The following is a 26,115-nucleotide window of genomic DNA, read 5'->3' as shown; positions in this document are numbered from 1 at the left end:
TGCTATCAGTACTATTGTTCAGATGAATTTGGCTGCCATTGACCTCAACCTCCTCGTCGCCTTCGAGGCGCTGCTGGAGGAGCGCAACGTCACCCGCGCCGGTCAGCGCATCGGCCTGGCGCAGCCCTCGATGAGCAGCGCGCTCACGCGCCTGCGCGCTCTGTTCGGCGACGAGCTCTTCATCCGCACCGCCGCCGGCATGCAGCCGACCGTCAGGGCATTGGAACTCGCCCGGCCGATCGGCGAGGCACTCGCCCGGATCAGGGCGACGCTGGCGCCGGATACCGCCTTCGAGCCCTCGACCGCCTACCGCCGCCTGACCATTGCCGTGACCGACTATGGCGACCTCGTCGTCGTGCCGCCGCTCGTCGCCCTGCTGCGCCAGGACGCGCCCGGCATCGACCTCGTCGTCAGGCCGATCGGCGATGCCGCCGCGAGTCTGGCCGCCCTTGAGCGCGGCGATGTCGATGCGCTGATCGGCGGGCATCTCCCTGACTCAGCCCGCATCGTCAGGCGCACGCTGTTCGAGGAGGATTTCGTCTGCATTCGCGACAAGGCGCATGCCGTGTCGCTGACGCCCGACGCCTATCTCCGGCTGCCGCATGCGCTGTTCTCCGCCGGCGGCGACGGCTCGCCCGGCGTGGTCGACGCCATCCTCGCCATTGAGGGCCGCAAGCGCCGCGTCGCGGTCACGCTCGCCCATGTCGTCGCCGTGCCCTTCGCCGTTGCCGGCACGGACCTCGTCGCGACCATGGCGCGGCGCGTCGCCATGCTCTTCGCCGATATCGCGGGCGTTACGCTCACGCCCCTGCCCTATGATGCGCCGCCCTTCGCCATCGACCTGCTGCAAAGCCGGCGCGCGACGAGCGACCCCGCATTGGCTTGGTTCCTGGCGACGATCGAACGCGCTGGACGCTCGCTTTAAAAAAAGCGAGTGCTGGCGGCCTTGACTCTCGCGCTCATCGCATCCAGATAAATGAGCAATCACTCACTCATTCAGATTTGACGTCTTCATGGCCCGTCCCCTCAGCAAAGCGAAGCGCGAAGCGATCCTGGCGGCGGCCTGCAAGCTGGTGGCCGAGTTCGGCACCGGCGCGCCCACCGCCAAGATCGCCAAGGAGGCCAGGCTCGCCGAGGGCACGCTCTTCACCTATTTCGCCAGCAAGGACGACCTGCTCAACCAGCTCTATCTCGAGCTGAAGGCCGATTTCGCCTCGCTCAACTTCGCGTCCTATCCGGCCGGCGGCAGCGTGCGCGACCGGTTCGAGCATTTCTGGAACGGGCTGATCGATTGGGGCGCGAAATACCCGGCCAAGCGCAAGGCGCTGCGCCAGCTCGCCGTCTCCGACCGGATCAGCCAGGAGACGCGCAGCAAGGCCGCCATGGCCTTCGCCGAGATCAGCGCCCTGTTCGAGCAGGGCCGCAAGGACGGCCTGCTGAAAGACCAGCCGCAGAGCTTCACCGGCACGGTTCTGGACGCGATGAGCTCGATGACGCTCGACCTGATCGCCCAGGAGCCCAGCCGGCACGATCACTACAGGAAGGCCGGCTTCGCGGTCTTCTGGGACGGCATCTCCGCCTGACACCCGCAAAGAGAGAAGCGAACAGGTCCATTCCGCTTACTTAAATGAGCAAGTGCTCACTCACAATTTCGAGAGGACAACTCATGACCAAGACTTTGCTGATCACCGGCGCCGCCCGCGGCCTCGGCCGCAATATCGCCGAAGCCGCCCTCGCCGCGGGCGACAATGTCGTCGCAACCGCGCGCAATCCCGGTCGCCTCGCCGATCTCGAGGCCCGCTACCCCGACACGCTGCTGTCCTTCGCACTCGACGTCACCGACATGGCGGCAGCGAACGTCGCCGTGACCGTCGCAGTCGACACTTTCGGCCGGCTCGACGTGCTCGTGAACAATGCCGGCTATGGCCACGCCGCAGCCTTCGAGCAGACCAGCGAGGACAGCTTCCGCGCCCAGATCGAGACCAATTTCTACGGGGTCGTGAACCTCACCCGCGCCGCCCTGCCGGTTCTGCGGGCCCAGCGCGCCGGCCACATCATCAACATCTCCTCGGTCGGCGGCCGCACCGCCACGCCCGGCCTCAGCGCCTACCAATCGGCGAAATGGGCGGTCGGCGGCTTCAGCGAGGTGATCGCCAGGGAGGTTGCGCCCTTCGGCGTCAAGATCGTCAGCGTCGAGCCCGGCGGCATGCGCACCTCGTGGGGCGAGATCGCCCGTGGCAACACCCCGGCCGTCATGCCTGACTACCAGCCCAGCGTCGGCGCCGTGCTCGATCTGCTGAGGACTTACGTCGGCAACGAGATCGGCGATCCTGAAAGGATCGCCGGGATCATCCTCGGTCTCAGCCGGCGCGAGACGCTGCCGGCCCATCTCGTCCTTGGCAGCGACGCCCTCTTCGTCCTCGCCCAGGCGGAGGCGCAGCGGCAGAAAGAGGCGGCGGAATGGGCTGAGGTCAGCCGCTCCTCGGATTTCGTCGGAACCGACCTCGTGGCCTTGCAGAAGCTGCTCGGCGGGGAGGCTCGGGCGTAACAGCAGCTACGCCTTGAGGATCGCCACGCCGTACTGGTCGAGCGCACCATCGGCAGTCACCAGGGTGAGCCCCCGTCTGATCGCCTGCGCCACGAGCATCCGGTCGAACGGATCGCGGTGGATAAGAGGTAGACGGGCTGCGGCGAGTGCGTCTTCGAGCTCGATCGGCAAAATGGTCATGCCATTGCTTGGCGGGGCCGCCCAGTCGAAAGAGCCGGTATCGAAACGACCTACATTGCGCTTGATCTCGAGTTCCCAGGCCGTCGCGACACTGACAAAGATGTCTTCGGCAGTGCCGATCGCTTCACGGACGGCGGGCCGCAAGCGCTCGAGCCGGGCTGTCGCCCACCAGTACAGGATGTGGCTGTCGAGCAGCAGCCTCACCTTGGCTTCTGCCAATTGCCGTCACGGTCTTCGAAGCTTTCGCTGCCCTCGAAAAGATCAGCAAGCCCATCGTCAGGCTTCCACCAGTCCGGATCGATCTCCCTGATCTGGCCGCTCCAGAAGCCGGGCTGGCGCTTCGGAATCGTCCCGGCCTGCGCCTCGACCTGTACCAGCTTGACCGCCGGCACGCCATTGCGCGCGATCACGACCTCCTCGCCCCGCAGCGCCTGCTCGATCAGGCGCGACAGGTTGGTCTTGGCCTCATGGACGTTGACGACGGTCATCGGCGCCTCCGCGGCGGATCATTACATTAGCTAACCTAGCTAACACGCAACCCGCCAAAAAGCGAGACATCTCAGCGCGTGAACTTCTTGTACTGGATGCGCTTCGGGATCGTTGAATCAATCCCTAAGCGCCGCTTCTTATCCTCTTCGTAATCCTGGAAATTGCCCTCGAACCACTCGACATGGCTGTCGCCCTCGAAGGCGAGGATATGGGTCGCGATGCGGTCGAGGAACCAGCGATCGTGGCTGATGATCACGGCGCAGCCGGCATAATCCTCCAGCGCCTCTTCGAGCGCCCGCAGCGTATCGACATCGAGGTCGTTGGTCGGCTCGTCGAGCAGCAGGACGTTGGCGCCGCTCTTCAGCATCTTGGCGAGGTGGACGCGGTTGCGCTCGCCGCCGGAGAGCGAGCCGACCTTCTTCTGCTGGTCGCCGCCCTTGAAGTTGAAGGCCGAGCAGTAGGCGCGGGAGTTGATCTCCTTCTTGCCGAGATAGATGATGTCGTTGCCGCCCGAGATCTCCTCCCAGACATTCTTCTTGTCGTCGAGCGAGTCGCGGCTCTGGTCGACATAGCCGAGCTGGACGCTCTCGCCGATCCTGATCGTGCCGGCATCGGGCTTCTCGACCCCGGTGATCATCTTGAACAGCGTGGTCTTGCCGGCGCCGTTGGGGCCGATCACGCCGACGATGCCGCCCGGCGGCAGCTTGAAGGTGAGATCATCGATGAGAAGCTTGTCCTGGAAGCCTTTCGAAAGCCCCTCGAAATCGACGACGTTGTTGCCGAGCCGCTCGGCGATCGGGATGATGATCTGCGCGGTGTCCGGCCCCTTGTTCGAGGCCTTCTGGACCAGTTCGTCATAGCGCTGGATGCGGGCCTTGCTCTTGGCCTGGCGCGCCTTCGGCGAGGCGGCCATCCACTCGGCCTCGCGCTCCAGCGTCTTCTGGCGCGAGGCGTCCTCGCGGCCTTCCTGGGCGAGGCGCTTCTGCTTCTGCACCGACCAGGCCGAGTAGTTGCCCTCGTAGGGGATGCCCTGGCCGCGATCGAGCTCGAGGATCCAGCTGGTGACGTTGTCGAGGAAGTAGCGATCGTGGGTGACGATCAGGATCGCGCCCGGATAGGTGCGCAGATGGCCTTCGAGCCAGGCCGTGGTCTCGGCGTCCAGATGGTTGGTCGGCTCGTCGAGCAGCAGCAGCTCGGGCTGCTCCAGCAGCAGCCTGCAGAGCGCGACGCGGCGGCGCTCGCCACCCGAGAGCTTGCCGACCGCCCAGTCGTCCGGCGGGCAGCGCAGCGCGTCCATCGCCTGGTCGACCTTGGAATCGAGATCCCACAGGCCCTTGGCCTCGATCTCGTCCTGGAGATTGGTCATCTCGTCGGCGGTCTCGTCCGAATAGTTCATGGCGAGCTCGTTGTAGCGGTCGAGGATCGCCTTCTGGGGCGCAACGCCGAGCATGACGTTCTCGCGGACGGTCAGCGCCTCGTCGAGCTTGGGCTCCTGCGGCAGGTAGCCGACGCGCGCCCCCTCGGCGACCCAGGCCTCGCCGGTCCACTCCTTGTCGAAGCCGGCCATGATCTTGAGCAGGGTCGACTTACCGGCGCCGTTGACGCCGAGAACGCCGATCTTGGCGTCGGGATAGAAAGAGAGATGGATGTTGTTCAGAACCTGCTTGCCGCCCGGATAGGTCTTCGACAGGCCGCGCATATGGTAGATGAACTGACGAGACATGGGGCGTGCGGGCTCCGCTTGCGACTGGCGTTCGGGCGTTGGGGAAATCTGGCCGCTATGTAGCGGGCCGGATGGCGAGCCGCAACCTTGCGGGGGCACCACCGCTCACAACTCCGCCAGCCTCGCAGATCGGGCCTTCCTCGGGCGCGCTTTTTGCCTCAGCCTGCGGCACTGGAAAAGGGCCGGAGCGGAACGATGGGCATTCTATCCCGAGCCGTGACAGGACTTGCGCTGCTGCTGGCGGCTGCTTTCGCTTCGCCTGCCCTCGCCCAGTCGAACGAGCCGGGCTGCCGGCCGGAAATGGCGAGCTCCCGCCTGCCGATCCAGCGCGCCAACCTCGGCAAGGACGAGGTAAGGCTCACCTTTGTCGGCCATGCCACCTTCCTGATCGAGACGGCCGGCGGGGTGAAGGTCGCGACCGACTACAACGACTATGTCCGCCCGCCGGTGACGCCGGATATCGCCACGATGAACAAGGCGCATTCGACGCATTACTCGCGTGCGCCCGATCCGGCGATCAAGCAGGTGCTGCCGGGCTGGGACCCATCCGGCAGGGGCGCCGCCCGTCACGACGTCACGATGGGCGACCTGCGCGTGCGCAATGTCCCGACCAATATCCGCACCTATGGCGGCGACACCGACTATGACGGCAACTCGATGTTCGTCTTCGAGATCGGCGAGCTCTGCATCGCCCATCTCGGCCATCTCCATCACCCGCTCGAGTCCGGCCATCTGCGCGCGCTCGGCCGGGTCGACATCGTGCTCTTCCCGGTCGACGGCAGCTATACGCTCGACCAGGAAGGCATGCTGGAGGTGCTGAAGGCCGTGCAGGCGAGGGTAATGATCCCGATGCACTTCTTCGGCGGCGGCACGCTCAACCGCTTCCTGACGCGCTCGCAGGATCTCTGGCCGGTCGAGCGGCGCGAGCGGCCGGAGATCGTGCTGTCGAAGGCGAGCCTGCCGGCCAAGCCGACGATCATCGTCCTGCCGGGGCATTGAGCGCCGCTCCGTCCACCCCCAGCCCTCATCCTGAGGAGCAGCCGCAGGCTGCGTCTCGAAGGATGCTTCAGGAGACTCAGGAGACAGCTGGACCATCCTTCGAGACGGCACTTCCCGGCCTCCTCAGGATGAGGGCTGATAGTTGGAGACGAGGCCTACGTGTTCACCCCGCCATCGATGGCGATCCCCGCGCCGGTGATGAAGCGCCCCTCCTCGCTGGCGAGATAGGCGATCAGGCCGGCGATGTCTTCGGCCTTGCCGAAGCGCGGGATCGCCATGCGCAGGCGCTGCGCCTCGGCATGATCGCCATCGGCCGGGTTCATGTCGGTGTCGGTCGAGCCGGGATGGACGACGTTCACGGTGATGCCGCGCGAGCCGAGATCGCGGGCGAGGCCCTTGGTGAAGCCGATCAGCGCCGCCTTGCTCATCGCATAGAGCGCGATTCCGGGCTCGACCACGCGTTCGGCGAGGCAGGAGCCGGTGGTGATGATCCGCCCGCCATCTGGTAGGTGCTTCACCGCCGCCTGCGAGGCGACGATCACCGCCCGGACGTTGACCGCGATCACCTTGTCGATCTCGTCGAGGCTCCAGCTCCCAACCTCGCCATAGTGCCAGATGCCGGCGTTGTTCACGAGGATGTCGAGCCCGCCGCGCTCGGCCGCGGCCATGTCGACCGCTGCGGTCAGCGCCGCCGGATCGGCACTGTCGGCCTGCAGTACCACCGCCTTGCGGCCGAGCGCCCTGATCTGATCCGCCACCGCCTCGGCCTTGTCGCGGGCGCGCTCATAAGTCAGCGCCACATCCGCCCCGTCCTGCGCCAGCCTCAGCGCCGTCGCCGCACCGATGCCGCGGCTGCCGCCGGTCACAAGGGCTCTCTTGCTCGCCAGTCTCGTCATGGCTCACCATATCTGTAATGATTGATACAGATATTGATTCACTGCTTGCCGCGGCAGGTCAAGCGATTTATTTATCGGCCATTACAGAAAGGCGATGATCATGGCCGAACGAGGCCGTCCACGCGCCTTCGACAGGGCTGACGCATTGCAGAAGGCCATGCTGCTGTTCTGGGAGAAGGGCTTTCAGGGCGCCGCGATGAGCGAGCTCACCGCGGCGATGGGCATCAATGCGCCGAGCCTCTACGCCTGCTTCGGCAGCAAGGAGGCGCTGTATCGCGAGGCGATGGCGCTCTACGAGGCGGGCGACGGCGCCGAGCTCGCCGCCGCCATCGCCGCCGCGCCGACCGCCCGCGAAGCGATCGGGACCTATCTGATGCGCTCGGCCGCTCTCTTCAGCCGTCCCGACAAGCCGGCAGGCTGCATGGTCGTGCTCTCGGTGGTTCATGCTGCCGGCACGAGCGAAGAAGCTGGCCGCGCCTTGCGCGACGCGCGCGGCGAAATGCAGGGCGTGCTGGAAACGCGCCTGCGCGACGACATCGCCCATGGCGAGCTGCCGGCAGGCTGCGATCCGGCCGCCATCGCCGCCTTCTACTGCACGGTGCAGCAGGGCATGTCGATCCGCGCCCGCGACGGCGCCAGCCGAACCGAACTCGAAGCGGTGGCGCAGGGCGCGATGGCGGCCTGGCCCGCTCTAACGGAACCCCACATCTGATGGCGCAGCAGAACAAGATATCCGTTTAACGCCTTGCTCAGTCTGATCCGAGGCTTTGCTGGGCGGCGCGCGCGTACGCAGGCACTCTCATGCCATGCAATGGAGCCTGGCATGATCCGTCGTCTCGCCGTCGCCGCCCTCGCTATCGCCCTGCTGCCGGCGAGTGCCGAAGCCGCCAAGTTCCGCGGTGGCGGCCGCTCGCAGACCACGAACGCCAGCCAGCCCCAGCGCGATGGCGCCAACGTTGCGGTGAACCCGACGCTGCGCGGCCGCCAGACGGAAGCCGCTGCCGCCGCGCCGCAGCCTCTGCATATCGCCTCCCCAGCGGCCATCGCTGCGGCTGAAACGGCCAATCTGCGCGGCTCACAGCCGGCGGAACCGCGCGTCTGGTGCCGCTCGCGAGTGGTCGCCGGCGGCTTCTGCGTGATGAACTGAGCGCGCTCAGGCCGCGTCCGGCACATCGCCGACCTGCATCGCCCGCCAGCGCCCGGGCGATTGCCCGTAAGCCTTGCGGAAATGGCGGGTCATATGGCTCTGGTCGGCGAAACCGCTCGCCGCAGCGGCCTCCGCCAATGTCTCGCCCTGGCGGATCAGGAGTCGTGCCCGCTCCAGCCGGCGCATCACCAGGTAATGATGCGGGCTGGTGCCGTAGCGGCGGCGGAACTGCCGCGCCAGCGCATAGCGATCAAGCCCGGTGATCGCTTCCAGCATGGAGGAGTCGATCGTCTCGTCGCGGCTCTCGCTGAGGAAATCCCGCGCTCGCTCGCAGGCCCGCATAGCCGGCGTCTCCGCGCCGGCCAGCGCGCACGACGGATCGAGCTTGAGCAGCGCCTCGGCCAGCGCGCCGATAGCGGCATCGCGCTCCAGCGGCTCCAGCCCGTGCTCGACATCGCCGAGCAACCCGATCAGTGCCCGCATCAGGCTACCATCGCGGCAAACGGCGTTGCCGATGAACGGGATCGCACTGGCGCGTGCGGCGAGCGCCGCCATGATCAGCCCGGGCTCGACATAGGCCATGCGATAGCGGAAGCCGTCCTCGATTCCGGCCCGGCCGTTATGCAATTCGTCCGGATGCAGCACCATCAGGTCGCCCGGCGTCGAATCCCGCTGCGCGCCGCGATAGTCGAAGCTCTGCACCCCGCTGATGGTGTAGCCGATCGCATAGGTGTCGTGCCGGTGCGTGTCATAGGCGTGGCCGCTGAAGAAGGCCTCGATCCGCTCGAGGCCCTCCCCGTCCGGCGCGGTGCGGATCCAGTCGCCGGGCGAGGCGAGCGCGCACGAACGTTCAAGACCCGCCGGCTGGCCGGGCTCTATCGCTGTCGGCATGCGCTTCGACACCAAGATTGCCATCATCGTCCATGACGAGCTCGCCGCCTGGCAGAAGCTCAACGTCACCGCGTTCCTGTCCGGAGGATTGGTCGCCGCCGCGCCGGAGCTCGGCGGGCAAGCTTACCGCGACGGCTCCGGCAAGGTCTACGGCCCGCTGGTGCGCCAGCCGATCCTTGATCTTCGCCGCGACCTCGGCCGACCTCACCCGCGTGCTTCGCCGGGCCGCCGAAGCGGGACTGACGCCCTCGCTCTACACGCGAGAGCTGTTTGCGACCGGCCATGACGAGGCCAATCGCGCCGCGGTCGAGGCCGTGCCGACCGACGCCCTCGACCTCGTCGGCATCGCACTGCATGGCGAGCGCAAGGCCGTCGACAAGGCGATCAAGGGGTTGAAGTTGCATCCGTAGACCCCAACACCGTCATTGCGAGCGCAGCGAAGCAATCCAAGGGCGGCAGAGCGCTACGTCCCCTGGATTGCTTCGTCGCTACGCTCCTCGCAATGACGGGAGGCACGCCGCTTCACCCCGTCCGCGCCAGCCGCCCTTCGAGCGGATAGGCCGGATCGCTGTAGCCCGGCGTCGAGGGGTGCCCCGCGGGCACGAGGCTGTCGACCAGCGCCTCGTCCTCGGCGGTGAAGTCGGCTGACAGCGCCGACAGATAGCCCTGCCATTGCTCCATGGTGCGCGGGCCGGCCACTGCCGCGGTCAAGAGCTTGTTGTTCAGCACCCAGCGAACCGCGAACTGCACGGGCGTCAGCCCCCGCCGCGCGGCATGGTCGCGGATGGTGCGGGCGATGACGAGCGATTCCTCGCGCCATTCGGTCTGCATAATGCGCTTGTCGGCGCGCCCGGCCCGCGAGCCTTCCGGTGGCGCCTGGCCGGGCTCGTATTTCGCGGTCAGCACGCCGCGCGCCAGCGGCGAATAGCTGGCGACGCCGAGGCCGTAATAGCCGCAGGCTGGCAGGTGCTCGACCTCCGGCATGCGGTTCATCGCGTTGTAATAGGGCTGGCTGACCACCGGCCGGTCGATGCCGAGTTCGTCGCAGAGCCGGCAGATCTCGGCGACGCGCCAGCCGCGATAATTGGAGACGCCGAAATAGCGGATCTTGCCGGCCCGCACGAGATCGCCGATGGCCCGGATCGTCTCGGCCAGCGGCGTGCCGTGATCTTCCTTGTGCAGATAGTAGATGTCGATGAAATCGGTGCCGAGCCGCTTCAGGCTGGCGTCGCAGGCTTCGAGCAGCCATTTGCGCGAGAGCCCGCGCTGGTTCGGCCCGTCACCCATCGCATTCGCCGCCTTGGTCGCCAGCACCCAGTCCTGGCGGTTGCCGGCGATGGCGCGGCCGGTGATCTCCTCCGAGCGCCCCTCGGCATAGACGTCGGCGGTGTCGATGAAGTTGATGCCGGCGGCGGCGGCATGGTCGATGATCGCCCGCGCATCGGCTTCGTCCGTCTGCGCCCCGAACATCATCGTGCCCAGGCAGAGCGGCGAGACCTTGAGGCCGGAGCGGCCGAGCGCGCGATAATCCATGACGATCTCTCCTGAACAGGCGGGCAAACCTGCCGCAGAGCCGGCGCCCGCACCAGCCCAGCTGACGCAACGCTGACCGGCGCAAGAGAATCCTTAACATTTCGTGCCAGCCTGCGCGGATGGCAGCCATCCCGTCCGATCCGGCGCAGCTCGCGGCGCTCATCAAGAGCCAGAATCTCGCGACCCTGCTCGCGACGATGACCGGCAATGGCGGCCTTGCCGCGGGCAAGACGGTCGAGGCCAAACTCGTTGCGCTCGACAACGAGGGCAACGCCACGGCCCTGGTCAACGGCGTCAAGGTCGCGCTCGTGCTTGCCGGCCCCGAGGCCAAACAGGCGGCACTTCAGCCGGGCGCCGCGCTGATGCTCAAGCTCGCCGCCCCCGAGCAGCCTGGCGGGCCGCTGCAGGCGACGCTGGTCGGCATCCGCCCGGCGCCGGCGGGCAGCGCCAATATTCCGACGACGCCCGCACAACAGGCGGCCGGCACCGCGCCCCCGGCGCCACAGCCGATGCCGGGGACGCCCACCACGATCGCATCCCCGGGCGGTTCGCCGCCGTCGACGATTCCGACCGCTCTGCCTGCTACCGCCACCGCCCTGCAGGCCGGTCGCACGATCCCCGCAACGGCAGCCGCCGCACCGATCGTCCCCCAGCCTGCCCCCGTTGCTCCGCGCGCGATCGCCGGCCCCCTGCTCGGCGCGGCGCTCGGGCGGCAGGACAGCCTCGCCCCGCTCTTCGCCAATCTCGGCAGCCTGGCGCAGGGTACGGTCGCTCTGACCTTGCCCAAGCCGCTGATGGCGCTCGTCGACCAGATCCTCGCTCAGCGCCTGCCCGTAGCCGAGACCAGGCCCGTGACGGCCGAGGCTCTGAAGGCAGCCGTCGCCCGCTCCGGCCTCTTCCTCGAAGCCCGTCAAGCCGCAGGCGAAGTGCCGACGCCGCAGACCGATCTCAAGGCGGCCTTGCAGAGCCTGCGCGACCTGTTGAAACCGGCGGTCGAGGGCACGCCGACCGCACGGCTGCCGCTCCCCGGCGAGCCCGCGAACGAAACTGCGCCGCAGCCCGGGCGCCCGGCCGTGCGCACCACGCCAGAGCAGGACGCGGCCGCCTCGACGCCGGCCAAGGCCCGTCCGGCGCCGCCACGCGACGGCCTGCTGACGCCGCAACCGGCCAGCGAGCCGAGCCTCAACAACGCCGCCCGGCCGGCCATGATCGCGCAGACCTTGTTCGGCCAGGCGGAAGCGGCGCTCGATCGCATCGCACTCGCACAATATGCCTCGCTGCCGCAGGAAACGGCGCGGCTCGATCAGCAGCCACCGGCACGCTGGCTCACCGAGATCCCGCTGGCCCTGCCGAATGGCACCGCCGTGCTGCCGCTCGAGATCGAGCGCGACCCGCCGCAATCCGGCTCGGCGACGCCCGACGCCCCGCTCTGGCGCGTGCGCTTCGCAATCGATGTAGAGCCGCTCGGGGCGTTGCAGGGCGTGGTGACCTTGCAGGGCCGCGCCATCGGCGTCTCCTTCTGGGCCGAGCGCGAGGATACGAGCCGCCTGTTGCGCCAGGCGACCCCCGATCTCGAAACCTCGCTGCTGAGGTCGCGCTTCGACAGCGCCGAATTCGAGGTCTTCACCGGCCATCCGCAGCAGGCCAGGGCGGTCGCCGGGCAGTTCCTGGATCGCCGCTCATGACCCGGCCTCTGCCGCTGCCACTTGCGGTCGCGCTCGAATATGACGGCCAGGGCGCCCCGCGCGTCACGGCCAAGGGTCATGGCCTCGTCGCCGAGAAGATCGTCGAGACCGCGCGCGAGCACGACATCGCCATCGAGCAGAACGCCGCCCTCGCGCAGGCGCTCTCGGCGGTCGAGCTGGAGGACAGCATCCCGGAGGAGCTCTATCTCGCCACCGCGCAGGTGATCGCCTTCGTGCTCGGCCTGCGCCGCCGCAGTGGCCCATCGCGCCCATGACCGCTCCGATCGCGGTCCGCCGCCTACCGGCCGGGACCTATGGCGCCGCCTACGCCGAGGCCTTCGTCGATCTCTGCCGGCGCGCCGAGGCGCCCAATCTGCATCTGGCTCCGGCGGCCGTCGCGGCGGCGATGAGCTTCGGCATAGCGAGCGACGACATCGTCGTGCTCGCGGCACAGGAGCAAGACGACGAACGCCTGCTCGGCCTCTGGGCGCTGCGCCGGACGCGCGACCTTCAAAGCGGTCTGGGGGCGGTCCTCAGAGCGCCGCTGATGCCGCTCTACGAGGTCTCATCGGCTCCGGTGCTCGATCGCGACCGCGCTGGCGATGTCGCCGTTGCGCTTCTCGCGGCCATCATCGAGGCGGCCGACCTGCCGAAGGTGCTGAAACTACCTTTGCTTCCCCTGAAAAACAGTGTCTTCGTCGCTCTTGAAGCCGCGCTGATGGCGACCGGCGGGAGCATCGCGACCTTCGAACTCTGGCAGCGGCCGATGCTGGTCCCCGAGCCCGGCGACGATGCCGAGCGCTATCTGCGCCGTACCCTCGGCCAGGGCTACAAGAAACGGATGCAGCAGCATCGCCAGCTGGAGAGGGCCGGCGCGCTCGCCTATCAGCGCCATCGCGGCGCTGATGCCATCACCGCCTTGGAAGCGTTCCTGACGCTCGAAGCCGCCGGCTGGAAAGGCCGCAGCGGGACCGCCCTCGCCAGCCTGCCGCGGCATGGCGCCTATATCCGCGAGCTCATCCGGAACCTCGCCGCCGCCGACGCCGCTCGCATCGACCTGCTCCGGCTCGATGGCGCCCCGATCGCCGGCGGCCTGCTGCTCGACCTCGCCGGCCAATCGCATTTCCTCAAGATCGCCTATGACGAGGGCAAGGCTCGGCTCTCGCCCGGGCGGGCGCTCGCGATCGAGATGCTCCGGGCCGATTTTGCCACCGGCCGTCCTTTCCGGCTCGACAGCGGTGCCGGCGACCGGATCGATCCGTCAGCCTATCCCTGGGGCGAGCGGCAGGAGATGGCGAACGCGATCGTCGCACTCGCCGACAGCTCCGCCGCCCTGCCCCGGCTCGCCGCGGCGGCGCGCATGCGGCTGAGAGGCTGGCGCGACCGCAGCCCGCGTTGACCGGGGCTGCAAGCTGCTCGATAGACGTTTGGACGAAACGCCGCGTCTGGCGCGAGGAGGATCATGCGCGTTCTGGTGACGGGGGCTGCCGGCTTCATCGGCAATGAGACAGCCCGGGTTCTGCTCGAACGCGGCGACGAGGTCGTCGGCATCGACAATCTCAACGCCTATTATGATCCCACCTTGAAGCAGGCGCGGCTGGCCCGGCTCGACGGAAACAACCGCTTCAGCTTCGAACGGCTCGACCTCGCCGACCGCGACGGCATGGCCCGGCTCTTCGCGGAAGGGCGTTTCGAGTGCGTCGTCCATCTCGGCGCCCAGGCCGGCGTGCGCTTCTCGATCGAGAACCCGCAGGCCTATCTCGATTCCAACCTCACCGGCTTCGGCCATGTGCTCGAGGGCTGCCGCCGGGGCGGCGTCGCGCACCTCGTCTACGCCTCCTCCAGCTCGGTCTACGGCGCCAACACCCGCACGCCCTTCCGCGTCGAGGACAATGTCGACCACCCCGTCAGCCTCTACGCCGCGACCAAGAAGGCGAATGAGGGCATGGCCCATGCCTACAGCCATCTCTACGGCTTGCCGACCACGGGCCTGCGCTTTTTCACCGTCTATGGCCCCTGGGGCCGGCCCGACATGGCGCCGATGATCTTCACGAAGAAGATCCTCGCCGGCGAGCCGATCGAGGTCTTCAACGAAGGCAGGCACGAGCGCGACTTCACCTATGTCGACGATATCGTCGAGGGCGTGGTGCGCGTGCTCGACAACGTCGCCGCGCCTGATCCGGCCTGGTCGAGCGACGAGCCCGGCCCCGCCACCTCCTCGGCACCCTGGCGGCTCTACAATATCGGCAATTCCGATCCGGTGCCGCTGATGGACTTCATCGCCACGATCGAGCAGGCGCTCGGCAGGACAGCGGTAATGGAGATGAAGCCGCGCCAGCCAGGCGACGTGCTACGCACCGCCGCCGACGTCTCGGCGCTGGAGGCGGCGGTCGGATTTCGCCCGCATACGCCGCTGGCCGAGGGCATCGGGCGGATGGTGCGCTGGTATCGCGACTTCTATCGCGTCTGAGGATTTGCGATGGCGTCACCCGCGAAGATCGGCATCGTCACCATCTCCGACCGCGCCTCGGCCGGCATCTATGCCGACGAGGGCGGCCCGGCGATCCTCGATTATTTCAGCCAGGCGCTCACCAGCCCCTGGCAGGCGATCACGCGCATCATCCCCGACGAGCGCGCCGGCATCGCCCAGACGCTGGTCGAGCTCGCCGACAAGGAAGGCTGCTGCCTGATCGTCACCACCGGCGGCACCGGTCCGGCCCCGCGCGATGTCACGCCTGAAGCCACCGAGGATGTGATCGACAAGCTGATGCCCGGCTTCGGCGAATTGATGCGCCAGGTCAGTCTCGCCAAGGTCCCGACCGCGATCCTCTCGCGCCAGCTCGCCGGCATCCGCGGCAAGTCGCTGATCGTCAACCTGCCCGGCCGGCCGCGCGCCATCGCCGAATGCCTGGATGCGGTGATGCCGGCGATCCCCTACTGCATCGACCTGATCGAGGGTCCCTCTCTGGAGACCGATCCGGCCGTCATCGTCGCGTTCCGGCCGGGGCAGAAGCCGAAAGGGTGAACAATACCTCGACGGATACCACCCGCCTCTCCTTATGAGCGTTTATCGCATGGTAGCTTCGCTGCTGTAGGACTAGACGGACCAATTCCCGCCGGAAGTTCGATATGACTGCAAAAATCATCCCGCTCATCATGGCCGGCGGCTCCGGCACCCGCTTGTGGCCGCTGTCTCGCGACACCATGCCGAAGCAGTTCATCGCGCTGCTGGAGGACGGCCTCTCGACCTTCCAGGCGACCTTGCAGCGGCTCGTCGATCCGGCTTTCGGCGCGCCGATCGTCATCACCAACAATGATTTCCGCTTTATCGTCGCCGAGCAGATGCTGGCGCTCGGCATCAAGGGCGAGATCGTGCTGGAGCCCGAGCGGCGCGATTCCGCCGCGGCCATCGCGGTCGGCACGGTCATGGCCGGCAAGCGCGATCCCGAGGCCGTCTGCATCGCGCTCGCCTCCGACCATGTCGTCGGCGACGCCGAAGCCTTCCGCGAGGATTGCAAGCGCGCCGCGAAGCTGGCCGCGACCGGGCTGATCATGACGCTCGGCATCAAGCCGACGCACCCTTCGACCGCCTATGGCTATCTCGCCCCTGGCGAGGCGCTGCCCGAACCCGGCACCAATCGTCTCTCGCGCTTCGTCGAGAAGCCCAAGCGCGACGTCGCCGAAAAATATGTCGCCGAAGGCTATCTCTGGAACAGCGGCAATTTCCTGTTCTCGGCCAAGACCATGCGCGACGAGCTCTCGCGCCATGCGCCGGACGTACTCTCGGCGGCCGAGGCCGCAGTCGGCAAGGCGAGCCGCGATCTCGACTTCCTGCGGCTCGACCCCGAGAGCTTCGGCAAGGCCACGAAAATCTCGATCGACTATGCCGTGATGGAGCGCACCGCCCATGCCGGCATGCTCGCCGCCTCCTTCGACTGGTCCGATGTCGGCTCCTGGGATTCGATCCATGCGATCAAGCCGCAGGACGGCGACGGCAACGTGCTGGAGGGCCCCGCTGTCGCGCTCGACACCCGTCGCTCGCTGATCCGCAGCGAGGAGGTGCTGACCACCGTGGTCGGGCTCGAAGACGTCGTCGTGGTCTCGACCCGTGATGCTGTGCTGGTCGCCTCGATGGCGGCGGCCGGCAAGGTCAAGACGCTTGTCGAGCAGATGAAGGCCGAGGGGCGACCCGAGGCCAGCGAGCACCTGCGCATCTACCGCCCCTGGGGCTGGTATCAGCGCATCGACATCGGCGCCCGCTTTCAGGTCAAGCACATCCACGTCAAGGAAGGCGGCCAGCTCAGCCTGCAGAAGCATTTCCACCGCGCCGAGCACTGGGTCGTCGTCCGCGGCACGGCCGAGGTCACGCTCGACGGCACCGTCCGCTTCGTCCACGAGAACGAGTCGGTCTATCTGCCGATCGGCTGCACGCACCGGCTGAAGAACCCCGGCAAGATCGGGCTGGAGCTGATCGAGGTCCAGGTCGGCAGCTACACCGGCGAGGACGACATCGTCCGCATCGAGGACATCTACGCGCGCAGCTGAGGGTAGACGCAGCGACGTGATATCCGCTCGTCATGCTCGCCCTTGTGGCGAGCATCCCCGTCTTGAACAGCGCCTTGCAAAAGGAAGACGTGGATGGTCGGGACAAGCCCGACCATGACGGCGTAGGTGGCCTTTCGGCTCAAGCCTTCGCCAGCTCCTGCCCGATCGCGCGGATCAGCTCCGGGGAGAGCGGGTCCATCCGCGAGCTGAAGCTGCCGACAAGGCTGCCGTCGCGGCCGATCAGGTATTTGTGGAAGTTCCAGCTCGGCAGTTGACTTGGGCGCTGGTTCGCCGCCCAACGATAGAACGGATGCGCATCCGGCCCACGCACCACGTTCTTCTGCGTGATCGGATAGTTCGCGCCATGGCTCTGGCGCACCGCCTCGGCGATCGCCGCGCCGTCGAGCGGCTCCTGCCCGCCGAAATCATTGCTCGGCACCGCGATCAGCACGAGGCCGCGCTCGCGGTAGCGCTCCCAGAGTTGCTCCAGCCCGGCGAACTGCCCGGCAAGTCCACATTGCGTCGCGGTGTTGACGATCAGGATCGGCTTGCCGCGATAGGCCGAAAGCGGGATGCGCCCGCCTTCCGCCCGGTCGAAGCTGAATGCGTAGGCATTGCTCTCGCCCTGCGCCGCGAGAGCCGGCCCCGCCGGTGCGAGGGCAAGCAAGGTGAGAATCTGGCGGCGATGGAAGCGCATAGGGCAAGCTCCGCGATAATGCCAGGCTACTGCCGTCACAGCCTACTCGCCAAGTAAGATATCCGCGAGCGAAAACGAAAACGCCCCGGCGCGGGCCGGGGCGTCCGTCGTTTGCACAACGACCGGCCGCTCAGCAGGCCAGCACCTTCTTCACGCGGACCTCGAGATCGCGCAGCTCATAGGGCTTCACGACATAGTGGTCGGCGCCGTTGCTGGTCGCCTCATCCATCTTGTCGACCGAGCGTTCCGAAGTCGCCATGATGATCTTGATCTGGTTGAGCTCCGGCACCGAGCGGATGGCGCGCAAGAGGTCGATGCCGCTCATCCCGTCCATGTTCCAGTCGAGCAGCAGCAGATCGTAGCGCTTGGTCTGCATCTTCATCAGGGCCTCGCGGGCGTTCTCCGCCTCGTCGATGTCCTGGAACTCGATCTGCTTGAGGAAATAGGTGGCAAGGCCGCGCATGCTCTTCTGGTCGTCGACCACGAGGATGCGGTAGTCGCTTCTCGCCTTTGACATGGCACTCTCCTTACGGCTTCTGACCGAAAAGTGGAGTCCACTTTTCGGAAGAATCCGATGCGATAACAATTTGATAGATCATCGTGACCGCGTCCGTTCGGACGCGCGACGATCTATGCGGTGCGCTGCTGCGGGCGTTCGCCCAGCAGCCCCGCGATGGCGCCTCCGATCTGGTCGAGCGGCACGACCCTGTCGGCGGCGCCCAACTCGAACGCGGCTTTCGGCATTCCGTTTACCACACAGGTCTCGCCACTTTGGATTAACGTCGCAGCGCCGGCTTTGCGCATGGCTAACAAACCGTCAGCGCCATCGCGACCCATGCCGGTGAGCAGAACGCCGATCGCATGGCTGCCGAGCGCGCGGGCGACCGAATGGAACATCACGTCGACCGAAGGGCAGTGCCCGCTGACCAGCGGCGCTTCCTTGAGATGGCAGATGAGCTCGCCGCGGCGCTCCTCGATCTCGAGATGCTTGGAGCCGCCCGGCGCGACCACTGCCATGCCCGGCCGCAAGCGGTCGCCGTCGCTGGCCTCGCGCACGTCGAGCCCGGTCGCGGCCGAGAGCCGCGCCGCAAATTTGGCGGTGTAGCCGGCCGGCATGTGCTGGACCACGGCGATCGGCAGCCGCAGATGCGCGGCGTCGCGCATCACCGTCTGCACCGCCGGAACGCCGCCGGTCGAGGCGCCGATCGCGATCAGCGAGACCTTGCCATGTGCGGCGGGAGCAGGCGCGGCCAGCGGCCGGACCGGGGCAGCCATAGCCGGCCGCTGCTGAGCGGCAAGCTCCTTGGCGGCGGCGAGCATGCGCCGGCTGGCCGAGGCGCGCTGCAGCGCCGCGGCGACATGCTTCATGAAGCCTTCGAGCGTGTGTGTCGCCCCGTCCGGCTTCTCGATAAAATCAATGGCGCCGAGCTCCAGCGCCTGGATGGTGTTGTCTGCGCCAGGCCCGCCGAAGGCCGAGACGATCAGAACCGGCAGGGGGTCCTGCTTCAGCACCCGCGCCAGCAGCTTGAGCCCGTGCCTTCCGGGCAGCTCGAGATCGAGTGTCAGGATGTCCGGGCGCAGCTCCTGGATTGCGTCCCAGCCTTCCTCGGCGCTGCCGGCGACGCCGATCACCTGAAAGCCGGGCGTCGAGTTGATGATCTGCGTCATCAGCTTCTGCATCAGCACGGAATCGTCGACGACGAGGACCTTTACCGGGCCGGCGGATGAGGTCAGCGGACTCATCACCAGATCTCCACTTCGCCAGCCACCGGCTGGGTCTTGAGACGGTTGAGGTAGGCGATTTCCTGCTCGCGCTCAGGATCGCGCGCGGCCTGCTGAACGTGCTGGACCCAAGCGCGCCCGGTCGCGGGCTGGTAGTGGATGCGGCGCGAACGTGTGCCGCCGACATCCCTCGATACCACTGGAATACCCTCGCGGGCGAGGAATTCGTTGACGAAGGTGATGTTGCCCTCGCCGATCGCCAGCATGGTGGCGCCCGAAAGCACGCGCGCGCCGCCGAAGACCTTGGCCTCGAGCTGGCTGCGCCGGGCCCCGCGCTTCATCAGCCCGTTGATCAGCACCTCCATGGCGGTGTCGCCATAGCGCTCGCCGGCGCTGGCGTCGGTGCCGCCATTGTTCTTCGGCAGCAGGAAATGATTGAGTCCGCCGACGCCGATTTGCGGGTCGCGCATGCAGACCGAGACGCAGGAGCCGAGCACGGTGGCGACGATCTCGTCCTTGGCCGAGGTGATCTCGTGCTCGCCCGGCGCGACCGTGATGATGGTCGCTTCGAAGCGCGGATCGAAATAGCGCCGTGAGGATCGGTTCAGGCTCATGGCGTGCGCTCGTAGATGGTGCGGCCGATCAGCCTGAGCTGGGGATGCGGCTGCGGCAGGGATTCGGAGTGGCCGAGATAGAGGAAGCCGCCGGGCTGCAGCAAAGCGACATAGCGGTCGAGGATCGCGGCCTTGGTCGGCGTGTCGAAGTAGATGAAGACGTTGCGGCAGAAGATCACGTCGAACGGCCCCTTCATCGGCCAGCGCTCGATCAGGTTGAGCCGCTTGAAGGCGATCAGCCGCTTCAGGTCCTCGGCGATGCGGGCTTCGCCGCGGGAGCTCTGGCCTTCCAGCCTGAGCAGCGGGCGCAGGTCCGGCGGCAGCCGGTCGAACTGCTCGGCGGGATACTGTCCGGCCGCCGCCCGGTCGAGGATGTCGGTGTCGATATCGGTCGCCAGAATCTTGAAGTCGAGGTCGCTGCGATGGCCGATCACGTCGCGCGAGATCGCCGCGGCGCTGTAGGGCTCCTCGCCCGAGGAGCAGGCTGCCGACCAGATCCGGATGCGCCCGCGCCGCCCGGCCCGCTCCTGGACCAGGCGCGGCAGCACGTCCTTGCGCAGATGGTCGAAATGGTGACGTTCGCGAAAGAAGGCGGTGTGGTTGGTGGTGACGGCGTTGATCAGCTCGGGGATCTCATCGACTGCGGCGGCTGTGCGCAGATAGGCGCAATATTCGGCGATCGAGCCGAGGCCGAGCACCTTGACGCGCCGCGCCAGCCGCCCGCGCGCCATCGCCTCCTTGTGCTCGCGGATGACGATGCCGGCATGCTCGTAGACGAGCTTGGCCACCAGGGCCATGTCGTCCCGGCTGAGCGTCGTGTCCGACTGGACGGGTTGCGGCGCAAGCATGCTCATGCCCTGCAAAACCAATTAGTGCTCGGCCCACTCATCCATCCGGCCGCCGCCGGCGATGCGGCGGCGCGGAAGGACGGGGCGGGTTTCGGTGGAACGATGATGGTCCTGACGGGCCGGCACGCGGCGCGGCTCGCTGGGTGACAGTGCGGGCAGTGGCCGGGCATGGGCCGTCGGCCGCTCGAGGCGGAAGACGTCGGCGAGCTCGCGCAGCGCCTGCGTCTGTTCGGCAAGGCTCGCGGCCGCGCCGGCGCTCTGCTCGGCCAGTGCCGCGTTCTGCTGCGTCGCCTCGTCCATCGCCGCGACGGAGCGGCTCATCGCGGCGATGTCGCCGGCCTGCCCGGCGCTCGCCTGCGAGATCTCCGACACGGTCGCCGAGACCTGCTCGACCGCCGTGACGATCTTGCCGAGCGTCTCGCCGGTCCGGCGCACCAGCCGCACGCCTTCGGCGACCTGCGCATTGGAGTTGGCGATCACGCCCTTGATGTCCTTGGCAGCCGTCGCCGAGCGCTGCGCCAAGGTGCGCACTTCGGATGCGACGACCGCGAAGCCCTTCCCGGCCTCACCGGCGCGGGCAGCCTCGACCGCGGCATTCAGCGCCAGAAGGTTGGTCTGGAAGGCGATGCCGTCGATCACGGTGACGATCTCGGCGATGCGCGCCGATGACTCCTCCATTCGCCCGATCGCCGCGATCGTCTCGGCCACGGCCTGCTGACCGCTGCCTGCAACCGACATCGCCTCGTCCGCGAGCTCGGTCGCGGCGCGCGAGCGACTGGCGCTCCCGGTGATCGAGGCCGCGAGCTGAGCGGTGGTCTCTGCCGTCTCTTCCAGGCCGGCGGCCGACTGTTCGGTACGTCCGGCAAGATCGACCGCCCCCGCCTTGATCTCGACCGCTGTCGCCGCGACATGGGCCGCCGCCAGCTGGATGCCGGAGACTGTCTGCGTCAGCCGCGCCAAGGTCTGGTTGAGCCCGGCTTTCAGTTCGCCGAGCCGCCCGTCATAGGCCCCGTCGATGCGACCGGTCAGGTCGCCTTCGCTGAGACCGGCCAGCACGGTGGCGAACTCGTCGGTGGCGGCCTCGACGATCGCATTGATCTCGTTGACGCCGGTGGCAATGCGCTGCAGCGCCTCGGGCTTGCCGGCGAGCGGCACGCGCCGCGAGAAGTCGCCCTCCGCCGCGGCGGCAACCACGGCCGCGACCTCGTCGGCGGCCCGCATTTCTTCGGTCAGCTCGCGCCACTCGATCGTCGAGCCCAGCCTCTGGCCATCGGGCTGCGTCGTGACGGTCAGCGTCAGCGCGACCATGCGCTTGCCGAGCGCGACACGCATGCTGCGCGCCTCGGGGACGCCTTGCGGGCCGGCGAACAGCTCCAGGACCTTGCCGAGCATGTCCTTGGCCGAAACGCCCGGAAAGGCGGCGCGAAAATCCTCCTGCGCCCCGCTGAAGAAGGCGAGCAGCGACTTGTTGACGTAGACGACCTGGCCTTTCGCGTCACAGACCATGACGGCGGTGCGGCAGCCATCGAGCGCGGCCTTGATCCGCGCTGCCTCGACCGAGCTTTCCTGGACCTGGCGCAGCGCCCGCGAGAGCTCGCCGATCTCGTCGCGGCGGTCGAGTTCCGGCACGGCGCCGGGCGCGCCTTCCGAGAGCCTCTCCATGCCCTCGCGCAGCGCGGTGACCGGCCGGGCCAGCGAACGGGCGGCGAGCCAGCCGAAGCCGGCGGCGAGAGCGACACCGGCGACGCCGAACGACAAGGCTGTGCCGGCAAAGCCCGACAGCGCCGCTTCGACCTGCTGGCTGGACAGGCCGAGGGCGCCGAGCCGGGCGCTTGCGCTCTGCTGGACCGCATAAGCGACGAGCGCGCTCGAAACGGCAGCGCCGCCGGCGAACAGTGCCGGCAGCTTGACCGAGAGTTTCGAGAAGGCGCCCAGCTGAGTCATCGGCTCTTTTTGTCTCTCAGGCGGTCCTGATCATCATTCGGCATTCCGGCTGGGCGCCACCGGGCAAGGCCGATCGACGTCAGGCGACGCGCAGTTGCTTGTCCTGGTTGTCGCCACCGTCGCGGATCACCGCGGCGAGGTCGAGCAAGGCGACGATCTCGGTGTCGAGCAGGACGAGGCCTTCGATCAGCCCGTGCTCGTCGCGCTCGAGGTCCGGCGCCGGGCGGACCGCGCTGACGGGCACGTCGACGATGTCCGAAACCGAGTCGACCAGCAGGCCGGCGGTCTTGTCCTCGACGTCGACGACGACGATCACATGGGTCGCGGTCGCCTCGGTGGAGCCCAGCCCGATCGCGGTGCGCAGATCGTAGACCGCCAGGATCACGCCGCGCAGGTTGAGCACGCCGCGGACATGCGGGGCCGCGTGCGGCAGCGGCGTCGTCGCCTGCCAGCCCTTGATCTCGCGGACCATGCCGACATCGATGCCGAAGGTGCGGTCGCCGACCCGGAAGGTGACGATCCGACGCGCCGCGGACTCAGGCTGCGCCGAGGTGAAGTGCTTTTCGCTGAGCTGCAGGGACATGGTTCATCCAGCCAGTTTGAGTTCGGGAGCGGGTTGGCGGGTACCCGAAGCCGCCACGCGCAGCATCGAGTCGACGTCGAGGATCAGCGCGACCAGGCCGTCGCCGAGAATCGTCGCAGCCGAGGCGCCGGCGACAGCGCCATAGTTCGACTCGAGGCTCTTCACGACGACCTGCTGCTGGCCGACGATCTCGTCGACCGCAATGCCGACATTGCCGCCGCGCTCGGTCTCCGCGATGATGATGATGTTCTCGTCGCGCGTCCCAGCCGAGCCCATCACGGCCCCGAGCCGGTGCAGCGGCGTGATCTCGCCGCGCCAGCGCAGCACTTCCTGGCCGAAGGTCAGGTGCTCGATCGGCGTGTTGGCGAGATGCTGTGTCTCGATCACGCTGGCGATCGGGATCACGTAGCGGTCGTCGCCGCAGCGGATCACCATGCCCTCGAGCACGGCGAGCGTCAGCGGCAAAGCGAGCGTGAACTTGCAGCCGCGGCCGGGCTCGGAATCGACGCTGATGCGCCCACCGAGCGATTCGACATTGCGGCGCACCACGTCCATGCCGACGCCGCGGCCGGAGATGTCGCTGACCGCGTCCGCCGTCGACAGGCCGGCGGCGAAGATCAGCTGGTCGATCTCCTCCGGCGCGAGCTTCTCGTCGGCGCCGACCAGCCCGCGGGATCTCGCCTTGGCGAGCAGCCTGTCGCGACCGATGCCGCGCCCGTCATCTGTCACGCTGATGACGATGCGGCCGGCCCGGTGCTCGGCGATCAGCTTGATCGTGCCTTCCGGGTTCTTACCGGCGGCGATGCGCTCCTCCGGCGTCTCGACGCCGTGATCCATCGAGTTGCGGATCATGTGGGTGAGCGGATCGGCCAGCTCCTCGATGATCGTCTTGTCGACCTCGGTGTTCTCGCCTTCGAGGACGAGCTTCACTTCCTTGCCGAGCGTCTGCGCGAGCTCGCGCACCAGGCGCGGCATGCGCTGGAACACCGCCTTCACCGGCTGGGCGCGGACCGCCATGACATGGTCCTGCAGTTCGCGCGTCTGGCGCGAGAGCGTCAGGATGCCTTCGGCGGTCTTGGCGTAGACGTCATAGGGCAGCGAGCGCACGCATTCGACCAGCATCGACTGGGTGATGACGATCTCACCGACCAGGTTCATCAGCCGGTCGATGCGGTCGAGGTCGACACGCACGCTGACCGCCTGGCGCTGACGCGCCGCGGCCTCGTTGGAAACGGGCCGCGCAGCCGCACGCGCCGCCGCCGGAGCAGCCGGGACCGCGGGCGCGGCAGCGGCCGGGGCGGCCGCAGGCGCAGCGGCGGGCTGGATATCGGGCTGCGGCGCAGCCTCAGTTGCCGGCCCGAGCCGGGCAAGGATCGCCGACAGGTCGGCGGCGACATTTTGCGGCACCTCCGGAACAGCGGCAGGAGCCGCCTCGGCAACAAGCTCAAGCTCGGCTTCCGGCAGGACCTCGACCTCGAACTCCTCATTGGCGAGGGTGAAGTCGAATTTCGAGACGATCTCGTCGGCCGAGAGCTCGGTGCGCATCATCACCGTGAAGCGCATATGGCAGTCGGTGACGTCGAGCGTCTCGAGCGGCGGCACATGGCTGAGATCGCAAGCGACCGAGACGATCTCGTCGGCGGGCAGGATACCGATCGCGACGCGTGGCTCGATCACCCGGCGGAACAGGTCGGCTTCCGGCGTGATCTTGATGCAGATGTCGTGACCGGGCTTGCGGATCGGAGCAGCCGCTGCGACGACGGGCGCGTCATCGTCCCAGCCGTCATTGGCCGCGGCCGGCGCTACGGGAGCGAGCGCGCCCATCTTGGCGTCGACCATGGCGAGCAGGTTGCCGAGCGCGGCGATGCCGGGCGGCCCGTCGGAGGCCGGCGCGGCGGCAGCCGCCGGCGGCGCGACAGGAGCAGCCGGAGCCGCGGGTGCAACGGGCTTGGCCTGGCCGACCTGTTCGAGCGCAGCGAGAAGGTCCGGGCGAACCGGCGCAGCCTCGTCGTTGCGGGCCGCAGCGACCAGGTCGGCGACGGCGTCCGAGCAGCGCAGGAACAGGGTGAAGGGCGCATCCTCGAGCGCGACCCGGCCGGAGCGCAGATGGTCGAGCGCCGCCTCGAAGACATGGGCGAAGCCGACGAGCTCGGTGCAGCCGAAGGCGCCGGCGCCACCCTTGATCGAGTGGATGGCGCGGAAGGCCGCATTGACGTCCTCGGAATCGGTCGAGCCCTCGTCGAGCGCCTGGAGCTTCTGCTCCAGCGCGCCGAGGAGTTCCTCGCACTCCTGGAAGAAGGTTTGCTTGAGTTCCGCCAGGGGATCCATGGACGCCTCAGTTCTGGTAGCGCGCGACGAGGCCGAGCAGGGTGTTGGGCTCGAACGGCTTGACCATCCAGGCGCTGGCGCCGGCGCGGCGGCCTTCCGCCTTGATCTCGGCGCCGTTCTCGGTGGTCAGCACGATGATCGGCGTGTTCTGCCCGGCCGGGCGGGCCCGGCAGGCGCGCGTGAACTCGATGCCGTCCATGATCGGCATGTTGAGGTCGGTGATGACGAGATCGGGCTTGAACTGGTCGAAGCGCGTCAGCCCCTCTTCGCCGTTCTCCGCCTCGGCCACTTCGTGCCCGGCGTTGCGCAGCGTCATGCTGAGCAGGCTGAGCAGCGTCTTGGTATCGTCGATCGCGAGGATCTTCATCGCGGGATCACTCCAGAACGAGGGCGCTTTGCGCCGGGTCGAACCCGATCGCTTGAAAGGACTGGCGGCACTCGTCCGAGACCGCCTTGAGGGTGACGCTGAGCCCGCGCGCCTTGGCGCTGGTGGCAGCCGCGTGCATAAGCTGGATCCACAGGCTCGGGAACGGCCCGGCCTCCGCGCACTCGACCGCGATGCTTTCCTTCTGCTCCAGCGCGACGAGCAGCTGATTGCGGAAAGCCGCGGCCTCTGACCGGCCGAGGAAAGGCGGAAGTGAGACGGTGATGACCACGGCGGCGCGCCCTGTGTTTGTTGACTGAGAAGCATCCCGGGGATTGGTAAAAATTTCGCTAACCGCGCGGTCGACCGACAAGGATTG

At 67.8% G+C, this 26,115-nt stretch carries 28 protein-coding genes and 1 pseudogene; 13 read left to right on the top strand and 16 right to left on the bottom strand.

What is annotated here, in order from left to right; all coding sequences use genetic code 11:
* Positions 1-22 precede the first annotated feature (22 nt).
* The 3 genes from ACFPOB_RS10335 (at position 23) to ACFPOB_RS10325 (ending at position 2,548) form a co-directional block, all read left to right on the top strand.
* The gene (locus tag ACFPOB_RS10335; RefSeq protein WP_377798074.1) at positions 23-925 is read left to right on the top strand and encodes a LysR family transcriptional regulator; all 903 of its coding nucleotides are present in this window, start codon (positions 23-25) and stop codon (positions 923-925) included.
* Positions 926-1,013: 88 nt separating this feature from the next.
* The gene (locus ACFPOB_RS10330; protein ID WP_377798072.1) at positions 1,014-1,583 is read left to right on the top strand and encodes a TetR/AcrR family transcriptional regulator; all 570 of its coding nucleotides are present in this window, start codon (positions 1,014-1,016) and stop codon (positions 1,581-1,583) included.
* Between the two features lie 83 nt (positions 1,584-1,666).
* Positions 1,667-2,548, top strand: coding sequence for an SDR family NAD(P)-dependent oxidoreductase (locus tag ACFPOB_RS10325; RefSeq protein ID WP_377798070.1), 882 nt, complete (start codon positions 1,667-1,669; stop codon positions 2,546-2,548).
* 6 nt (positions 2,549-2,554) lie between these two features.
* Here the strand turns inward: ACFPOB_RS10325 and ACFPOB_RS10320 are convergent, their stop codons facing one another.
* The 3 genes from ACFPOB_RS10320 to ettA all read right to left on the bottom strand — a co-directional run bounded on the left by ACFPOB_RS10320 (position 2,555) and on the right by ettA (position 4,940).
* Entirely contained in the window at positions 2,555-2,932 is a 378-nt protein-coding gene (locus tag ACFPOB_RS10320) for a type II toxin-antitoxin system VapC family toxin (RefSeq protein WP_377798068.1), read from the bottom strand.
* Entirely contained in the window at positions 2,929-3,216 is a 288-nt protein-coding gene (locus tag ACFPOB_RS10315; RefSeq protein ID WP_377798066.1) for a type II toxin-antitoxin system Phd/YefM family antitoxin, read from the bottom strand. Before ACFPOB_RS10315 ends, ACFPOB_RS10320 begins: the two co-directional genes overlap by 4 nt.
* Positions 3,217-3,287: 71 nt before the next feature.
* Positions 3,288-4,940, bottom strand: a complete 1,653-nt coding sequence (gene ettA, locus ACFPOB_RS10310) for an energy-dependent translational throttle protein EttA (RefSeq protein ID WP_377798064.1) — start codon at positions 4,938-4,940, stop codon at positions 3,288-3,290.
* A gap of 195 nt (positions 4,941-5,135) precedes the next feature.
* On the opposite strand from ettA, the gene ACFPOB_RS10305 reads away from it, so the two are divergent.
* Positions 5,136-5,939, top strand: a complete 804-nt coding sequence (locus ACFPOB_RS10305; protein WP_377798062.1) for an MBL fold metallo-hydrolase — start codon at positions 5,136-5,138, stop codon at positions 5,937-5,939.
* A gap of 155 nt (positions 5,940-6,094) precedes the next feature.
* On the opposite strand, the gene ACFPOB_RS10300 is transcribed toward ACFPOB_RS10305, so the two are convergent.
* Positions 6,095-6,835, bottom strand: a complete 741-nt coding sequence (locus ACFPOB_RS10300) for an SDR family NAD(P)-dependent oxidoreductase (RefSeq protein WP_377798060.1) — start codon at positions 6,833-6,835, stop codon at positions 6,095-6,097.
* A gap of 100 nt (positions 6,836-6,935) precedes the next feature.
* Here ACFPOB_RS10300 and ACFPOB_RS10295 point away from each other — a divergent pair, with 100 nt between their 5' ends.
* Both ACFPOB_RS10295 and ACFPOB_RS10290 read left to right on the top strand, forming a co-directional pair.
* Complete coding sequence (locus ACFPOB_RS10295; RefSeq protein ID WP_377798058.1) at positions 6,936-7,547, top strand: TetR/AcrR family transcriptional regulator; 612 nt, start codon at positions 6,936-6,938, stop codon at positions 7,545-7,547.
* Positions 7,548-7,658: 111 nt separating this feature from the next.
* Positions 7,659-7,982: a hypothetical protein gene (locus tag ACFPOB_RS10290; RefSeq protein ID WP_377798056.1), complete on the top strand. Its 324-nt coding sequence runs from the start codon at positions 7,659-7,661 to the stop codon at positions 7,980-7,982.
* A 6-nt stretch (positions 7,983-7,988) separates the two neighbouring features.
* Here ACFPOB_RS10290 and ACFPOB_RS10285 read toward each other — a convergent pair whose 3' ends face one another.
* Positions 7,989-8,873, bottom strand: a complete 885-nt coding sequence (locus ACFPOB_RS10285) for an AraC family transcriptional regulator (protein WP_377798054.1) — start codon at positions 8,871-8,873, stop codon at positions 7,989-7,991.
* On the opposite strand from ACFPOB_RS10285, the pseudogene ACFPOB_RS10280 reads away from it, so the two are divergent.
* Positions 8,872-9,283 (top strand): annotated as a pseudogene (locus ACFPOB_RS10280) (DUF2000 family protein). The gene ACFPOB_RS10285 and the pseudogene ACFPOB_RS10280 sit on opposite strands and share 2 nt — an antisense overlap.
* 112 nt (positions 9,284-9,395) lie before the next feature.
* Here the strand turns inward: ACFPOB_RS10280 and ACFPOB_RS10275 are convergent.
* Complete coding sequence (locus tag ACFPOB_RS10275; protein WP_377798053.1) at positions 9,396-10,406, bottom strand: aldo/keto reductase; 1,011 nt, start codon at positions 10,404-10,406, stop codon at positions 9,396-9,398.
* A 119-nt stretch (positions 10,407-10,525) separates the two neighbouring features.
* Here ACFPOB_RS10275 and fliK point away from each other — a divergent pair, with 119 nt between their 5' ends.
* The 6 genes from fliK to ACFPOB_RS10245 all read left to right on the top strand — a co-directional run bounded on the left by fliK (position 10,526) and on the right by ACFPOB_RS10245 (position 16,636).
* On the top strand, positions 10,526-12,091 hold the full coding sequence (gene fliK / locus ACFPOB_RS10270) for a flagellar hook-length control protein FliK (protein ID WP_377798051.1): 1,566 nt from the start codon (positions 10,526-10,528) through the stop codon (positions 12,089-12,091).
* The gene (locus ACFPOB_RS10265) at positions 12,088-12,366 is read left to right on the top strand and encodes an EscU/YscU/HrcU family type III secretion system export apparatus switch protein (protein ID WP_377798049.1); all 279 of its coding nucleotides are present in this window, start codon (positions 12,088-12,090) and stop codon (positions 12,364-12,366) included. The genes fliK and ACFPOB_RS10265 overlap by 4 nt, the downstream gene beginning before the upstream one ends.
* On the top strand, positions 12,363-13,490 hold the full coding sequence (locus ACFPOB_RS10260) for a GNAT family N-acetyltransferase (RefSeq protein ID WP_377798047.1): 1,128 nt from the start codon (positions 12,363-12,365) through the stop codon (positions 13,488-13,490). The genes ACFPOB_RS10265 and ACFPOB_RS10260 overlap by 4 nt, the downstream gene beginning before the upstream one ends.
* 63 nt (positions 13,491-13,553) lie before the next feature.
* Positions 13,554-14,561, top strand: coding sequence for an NAD-dependent epimerase (locus tag ACFPOB_RS10255; protein ID WP_377798045.1), 1,008 nt, complete (start codon positions 13,554-13,556; stop codon positions 14,559-14,561).
* Between the two features lie 9 nt (positions 14,562-14,570).
* A complete protein-coding gene (mog, locus tag ACFPOB_RS10250; RefSeq protein ID WP_377798043.1) occupies positions 14,571-15,116 on the top strand; it encodes a molybdopterin adenylyltransferase in 546 nt (181 codons plus the stop codon).
* 104 nt (positions 15,117-15,220) lie between these two features.
* Positions 15,221-16,636 carry a mannose-1-phosphate guanylyltransferase/mannose-6-phosphate isomerase gene (locus tag ACFPOB_RS10245; protein ID WP_377798041.1) on the top strand — a complete coding sequence of 472 codons (1,416 nt, stop codon included), beginning with the start codon at positions 15,221-15,223 and terminating at the stop codon, positions 16,634-16,636.
* Between the two features lie 139 nt (positions 16,637-16,775).
* On the opposite strand, the gene ACFPOB_RS10240 is transcribed toward ACFPOB_RS10245, so the two are convergent.
* From ACFPOB_RS10240 to ACFPOB_RS10195, 10 genes are all read right to left on the bottom strand, one after another.
* On the bottom strand, positions 16,776-17,333 hold the full coding sequence (locus ACFPOB_RS10240) for a glutathione peroxidase (protein ID WP_377798040.1): 558 nt from the start codon (positions 17,331-17,333) through the stop codon (positions 16,776-16,778).
* 130 nt (positions 17,334-17,463) lie between these two features.
* Positions 17,464-17,850: a response regulator gene (locus tag ACFPOB_RS10235; RefSeq protein WP_057190857.1), complete on the bottom strand. Its 387-nt coding sequence runs from the start codon at positions 17,848-17,850 to the stop codon at positions 17,464-17,466.
* A 113-nt stretch (positions 17,851-17,963) separates the two neighbouring features.
* Complete coding sequence (cheB, locus tag ACFPOB_RS10230) at positions 17,964-19,076, bottom strand: chemotaxis-specific protein-glutamate methyltransferase CheB (protein WP_377798038.1); 1,113 nt, start codon at positions 19,074-19,076, stop codon at positions 17,964-17,966.
* Positions 19,076-19,669 (bottom strand): hypothetical protein, encoded by a 594-nt coding sequence (locus tag ACFPOB_RS10225; protein ID WP_092155893.1) that lies wholly within the window; start codon positions 19,667-19,669, stop codon positions 19,076-19,078. Before ACFPOB_RS10225 ends, cheB begins: the two co-directional genes overlap by 1 nt.
* Positions 19,666-20,523, bottom strand: coding sequence for a CheR family methyltransferase (locus ACFPOB_RS10220; protein ID WP_377798037.1), 858 nt, complete (start codon positions 20,521-20,523; stop codon positions 19,666-19,668). Before ACFPOB_RS10220 ends, ACFPOB_RS10225 begins: the two co-directional genes overlap by 4 nt.
* A 15-nt stretch (positions 20,524-20,538) precedes the next feature.
* Entirely contained in the window at positions 20,539-22,461 is a 1,923-nt protein-coding gene (locus ACFPOB_RS10215; protein ID WP_377798036.1) for a methyl-accepting chemotaxis protein, read from the bottom strand.
* Positions 22,462-22,540: 79 nt separating this feature from the next.
* Positions 22,541-23,044, bottom strand: coding sequence for a chemotaxis protein CheW (locus tag ACFPOB_RS10210; RefSeq protein ID WP_057190852.1), 504 nt, complete (start codon positions 23,042-23,044; stop codon positions 22,541-22,543).
* Positions 23,045-23,047: 3 nt separating this feature from the next.
* Positions 23,048-25,372, bottom strand: a complete 2,325-nt coding sequence (locus ACFPOB_RS10205) for a chemotaxis protein CheA (protein ID WP_377798035.1) — start codon at positions 25,370-25,372, stop codon at positions 23,048-23,050.
* A gap of 7 nt (positions 25,373-25,379) precedes the next feature.
* Positions 25,380-25,739, bottom strand: a complete 360-nt coding sequence (locus ACFPOB_RS10200; protein WP_092155896.1) for a response regulator — start codon at positions 25,737-25,739, stop codon at positions 25,380-25,382.
* A 7-nt stretch (positions 25,740-25,746) separates the two neighbouring features.
* Positions 25,747-26,028 (bottom strand): STAS domain-containing protein, encoded by a 282-nt coding sequence (locus ACFPOB_RS10195; protein WP_175506699.1) that lies wholly within the window; start codon positions 26,026-26,028, stop codon positions 25,747-25,749.
* Positions 26,029-26,115 lie beyond the last annotated feature (87 nt).

Origin of the sequence: Allobosea eneae (assembly GCF_042657265.1) — a bacterium.
Classification (GTDB): Bacteria; Pseudomonadota; Alphaproteobacteria; order Rhizobiales; family Beijerinckiaceae; genus Allobosea; species Allobosea eneae.
The sequence above is the reverse complement of the archived record's forward strand: the minus strand, read 5'-3'. Positions and strand labels throughout refer to the sequence as shown.

What these genes read in the sequence shown, in the direction of transcription:
- ACFPOB_RS10200 (WP_092155896.1), bottom strand. Translation starts at nt 25,739, where the DNA reads ATGAAGATCCTCGCGATCGACGATACCAAGACGCTGCTCAGCCTGCTC.
- ACFPOB_RS10245 (WP_377798041.1), top strand. Translation starts at nt 15,221, where the DNA reads ATGACTGCAAAAATCATCCCGCTCATCATGGCCGGCGGCTCCGGCACC.
- ACFPOB_RS10220 (WP_377798037.1), bottom strand. Translation starts at nt 20,523, where the DNA reads ATGAGCATGCTTGCGCCGCAACCCGTCCAGTCGGACACGACGCTCAGC.
- ACFPOB_RS10255 (WP_377798045.1), top strand. Translation starts at nt 13,554, where the DNA reads ATGCGCGTTCTGGTGACGGGGGCTGCCGGCTTCATCGGCAATGAGACA.
- ACFPOB_RS10295 (WP_377798058.1), top strand. Translation starts at nt 6,936, where the DNA reads ATGGCCGAACGAGGCCGTCCACGCGCCTTCGACAGGGCTGACGCATTG.
- ACFPOB_RS10225 (WP_092155893.1), bottom strand. Translation starts at nt 19,669, where the DNA reads ATGAGCCTGAACCGATCCTCACGGCGCTATTTCGATCCGCGCTTCGAA.
- ACFPOB_RS10335 (WP_377798074.1), top strand. Translation starts at nt 23, where the DNA reads ATGAATTTGGCTGCCATTGACCTCAACCTCCTCGTCGCCTTCGAGGCG.
- ACFPOB_RS10325 (WP_377798070.1), top strand. Translation starts at nt 1,667, where the DNA reads ATGACCAAGACTTTGCTGATCACCGGCGCCGCCCGCGGCCTCGGCCGC.
- mog (WP_377798043.1), top strand. Translation starts at nt 14,571, where the DNA reads ATGGCGTCACCCGCGAAGATCGGCATCGTCACCATCTCCGACCGCGCC.
- ACFPOB_RS10210 (WP_057190852.1), bottom strand. Translation starts at nt 23,044, where the DNA reads ATGTCCCTGCAGCTCAGCGAAAAGCACTTCACCTCGGCGCAGCCTGAG.
- ACFPOB_RS10240 (WP_377798040.1), bottom strand. Translation starts at nt 17,333, where the DNA reads ATGCGCTTCCATCGCCGCCAGATTCTCACCTTGCTTGCCCTCGCACCG.
- ettA (WP_377798064.1), bottom strand. Translation starts at nt 4,940, where the DNA reads ATGTCTCGTCAGTTCATCTACCATATGCGCGGCCTGTCGAAGACCTAT.
- ACFPOB_RS10305 (WP_377798062.1), top strand. Translation starts at nt 5,136, where the DNA reads ATGGGCATTCTATCCCGAGCCGTGACAGGACTTGCGCTGCTGCTGGCG.
- ACFPOB_RS10265 (WP_377798049.1), top strand. Translation starts at nt 12,088, where the DNA reads ATGACCCGGCCTCTGCCGCTGCCACTTGCGGTCGCGCTCGAATATGAC.
- ACFPOB_RS10275 (WP_377798053.1), bottom strand. Translation starts at nt 10,406, where the DNA reads ATGGATTATCGCGCGCTCGGCCGCTCCGGCCTCAAGGTCTCGCCGCTC.
- ACFPOB_RS10215 (WP_377798036.1), bottom strand. Translation starts at nt 22,461, where the DNA reads ATGACTCAGCTGGGCGCCTTCTCGAAACTCTCGGTCAAGCTGCCGGCA.
- ACFPOB_RS10315 (WP_377798066.1), bottom strand. Translation starts at nt 3,216, where the DNA reads ATGACCGTCGTCAACGTCCATGAGGCCAAGACCAACCTGTCGCGCCTG.
- ACFPOB_RS10235 (WP_057190857.1), bottom strand. Translation starts at nt 17,850, where the DNA reads ATGTCAAAGGCGAGAAGCGACTACCGCATCCTCGTGGTCGACGACCAG.
- cheB (WP_377798038.1), bottom strand. Translation starts at nt 19,076, where the DNA reads ATGAGTCCGCTGACCTCATCCGCCGGCCCGGTAAAGGTCCTCGTCGTC.
- ACFPOB_RS10290 (WP_377798056.1), top strand. Translation starts at nt 7,659, where the DNA reads ATGATCCGTCGTCTCGCCGTCGCCGCCCTCGCTATCGCCCTGCTGCCG.
- ACFPOB_RS10300 (WP_377798060.1), bottom strand. Translation starts at nt 6,835, where the DNA reads ATGACGAGACTGGCGAGCAAGAGAGCCCTTGTGACCGGCGGCAGCCGC.
- ACFPOB_RS10260 (WP_377798047.1), top strand. Translation starts at nt 12,363, where the DNA reads ATGACCGCTCCGATCGCGGTCCGCCGCCTACCGGCCGGGACCTATGGC.
- fliK (WP_377798051.1), top strand. Translation starts at nt 10,526, where the DNA reads ATGGCAGCCATCCCGTCCGATCCGGCGCAGCTCGCGGCGCTCATCAAG.
- ACFPOB_RS10205 (WP_377798035.1), bottom strand. Translation starts at nt 25,372, where the DNA reads ATGGATCCCCTGGCGGAACTCAAGCAAACCTTCTTCCAGGAGTGCGAG.
- ACFPOB_RS10285 (WP_377798054.1), bottom strand. Translation starts at nt 8,873, where the DNA reads ATGCCGACAGCGATAGAGCCCGGCCAGCCGGCGGGTCTTGAACGTTCG.
- ACFPOB_RS10330 (WP_377798072.1), top strand. Translation starts at nt 1,014, where the DNA reads ATGGCCCGTCCCCTCAGCAAAGCGAAGCGCGAAGCGATCCTGGCGGCG.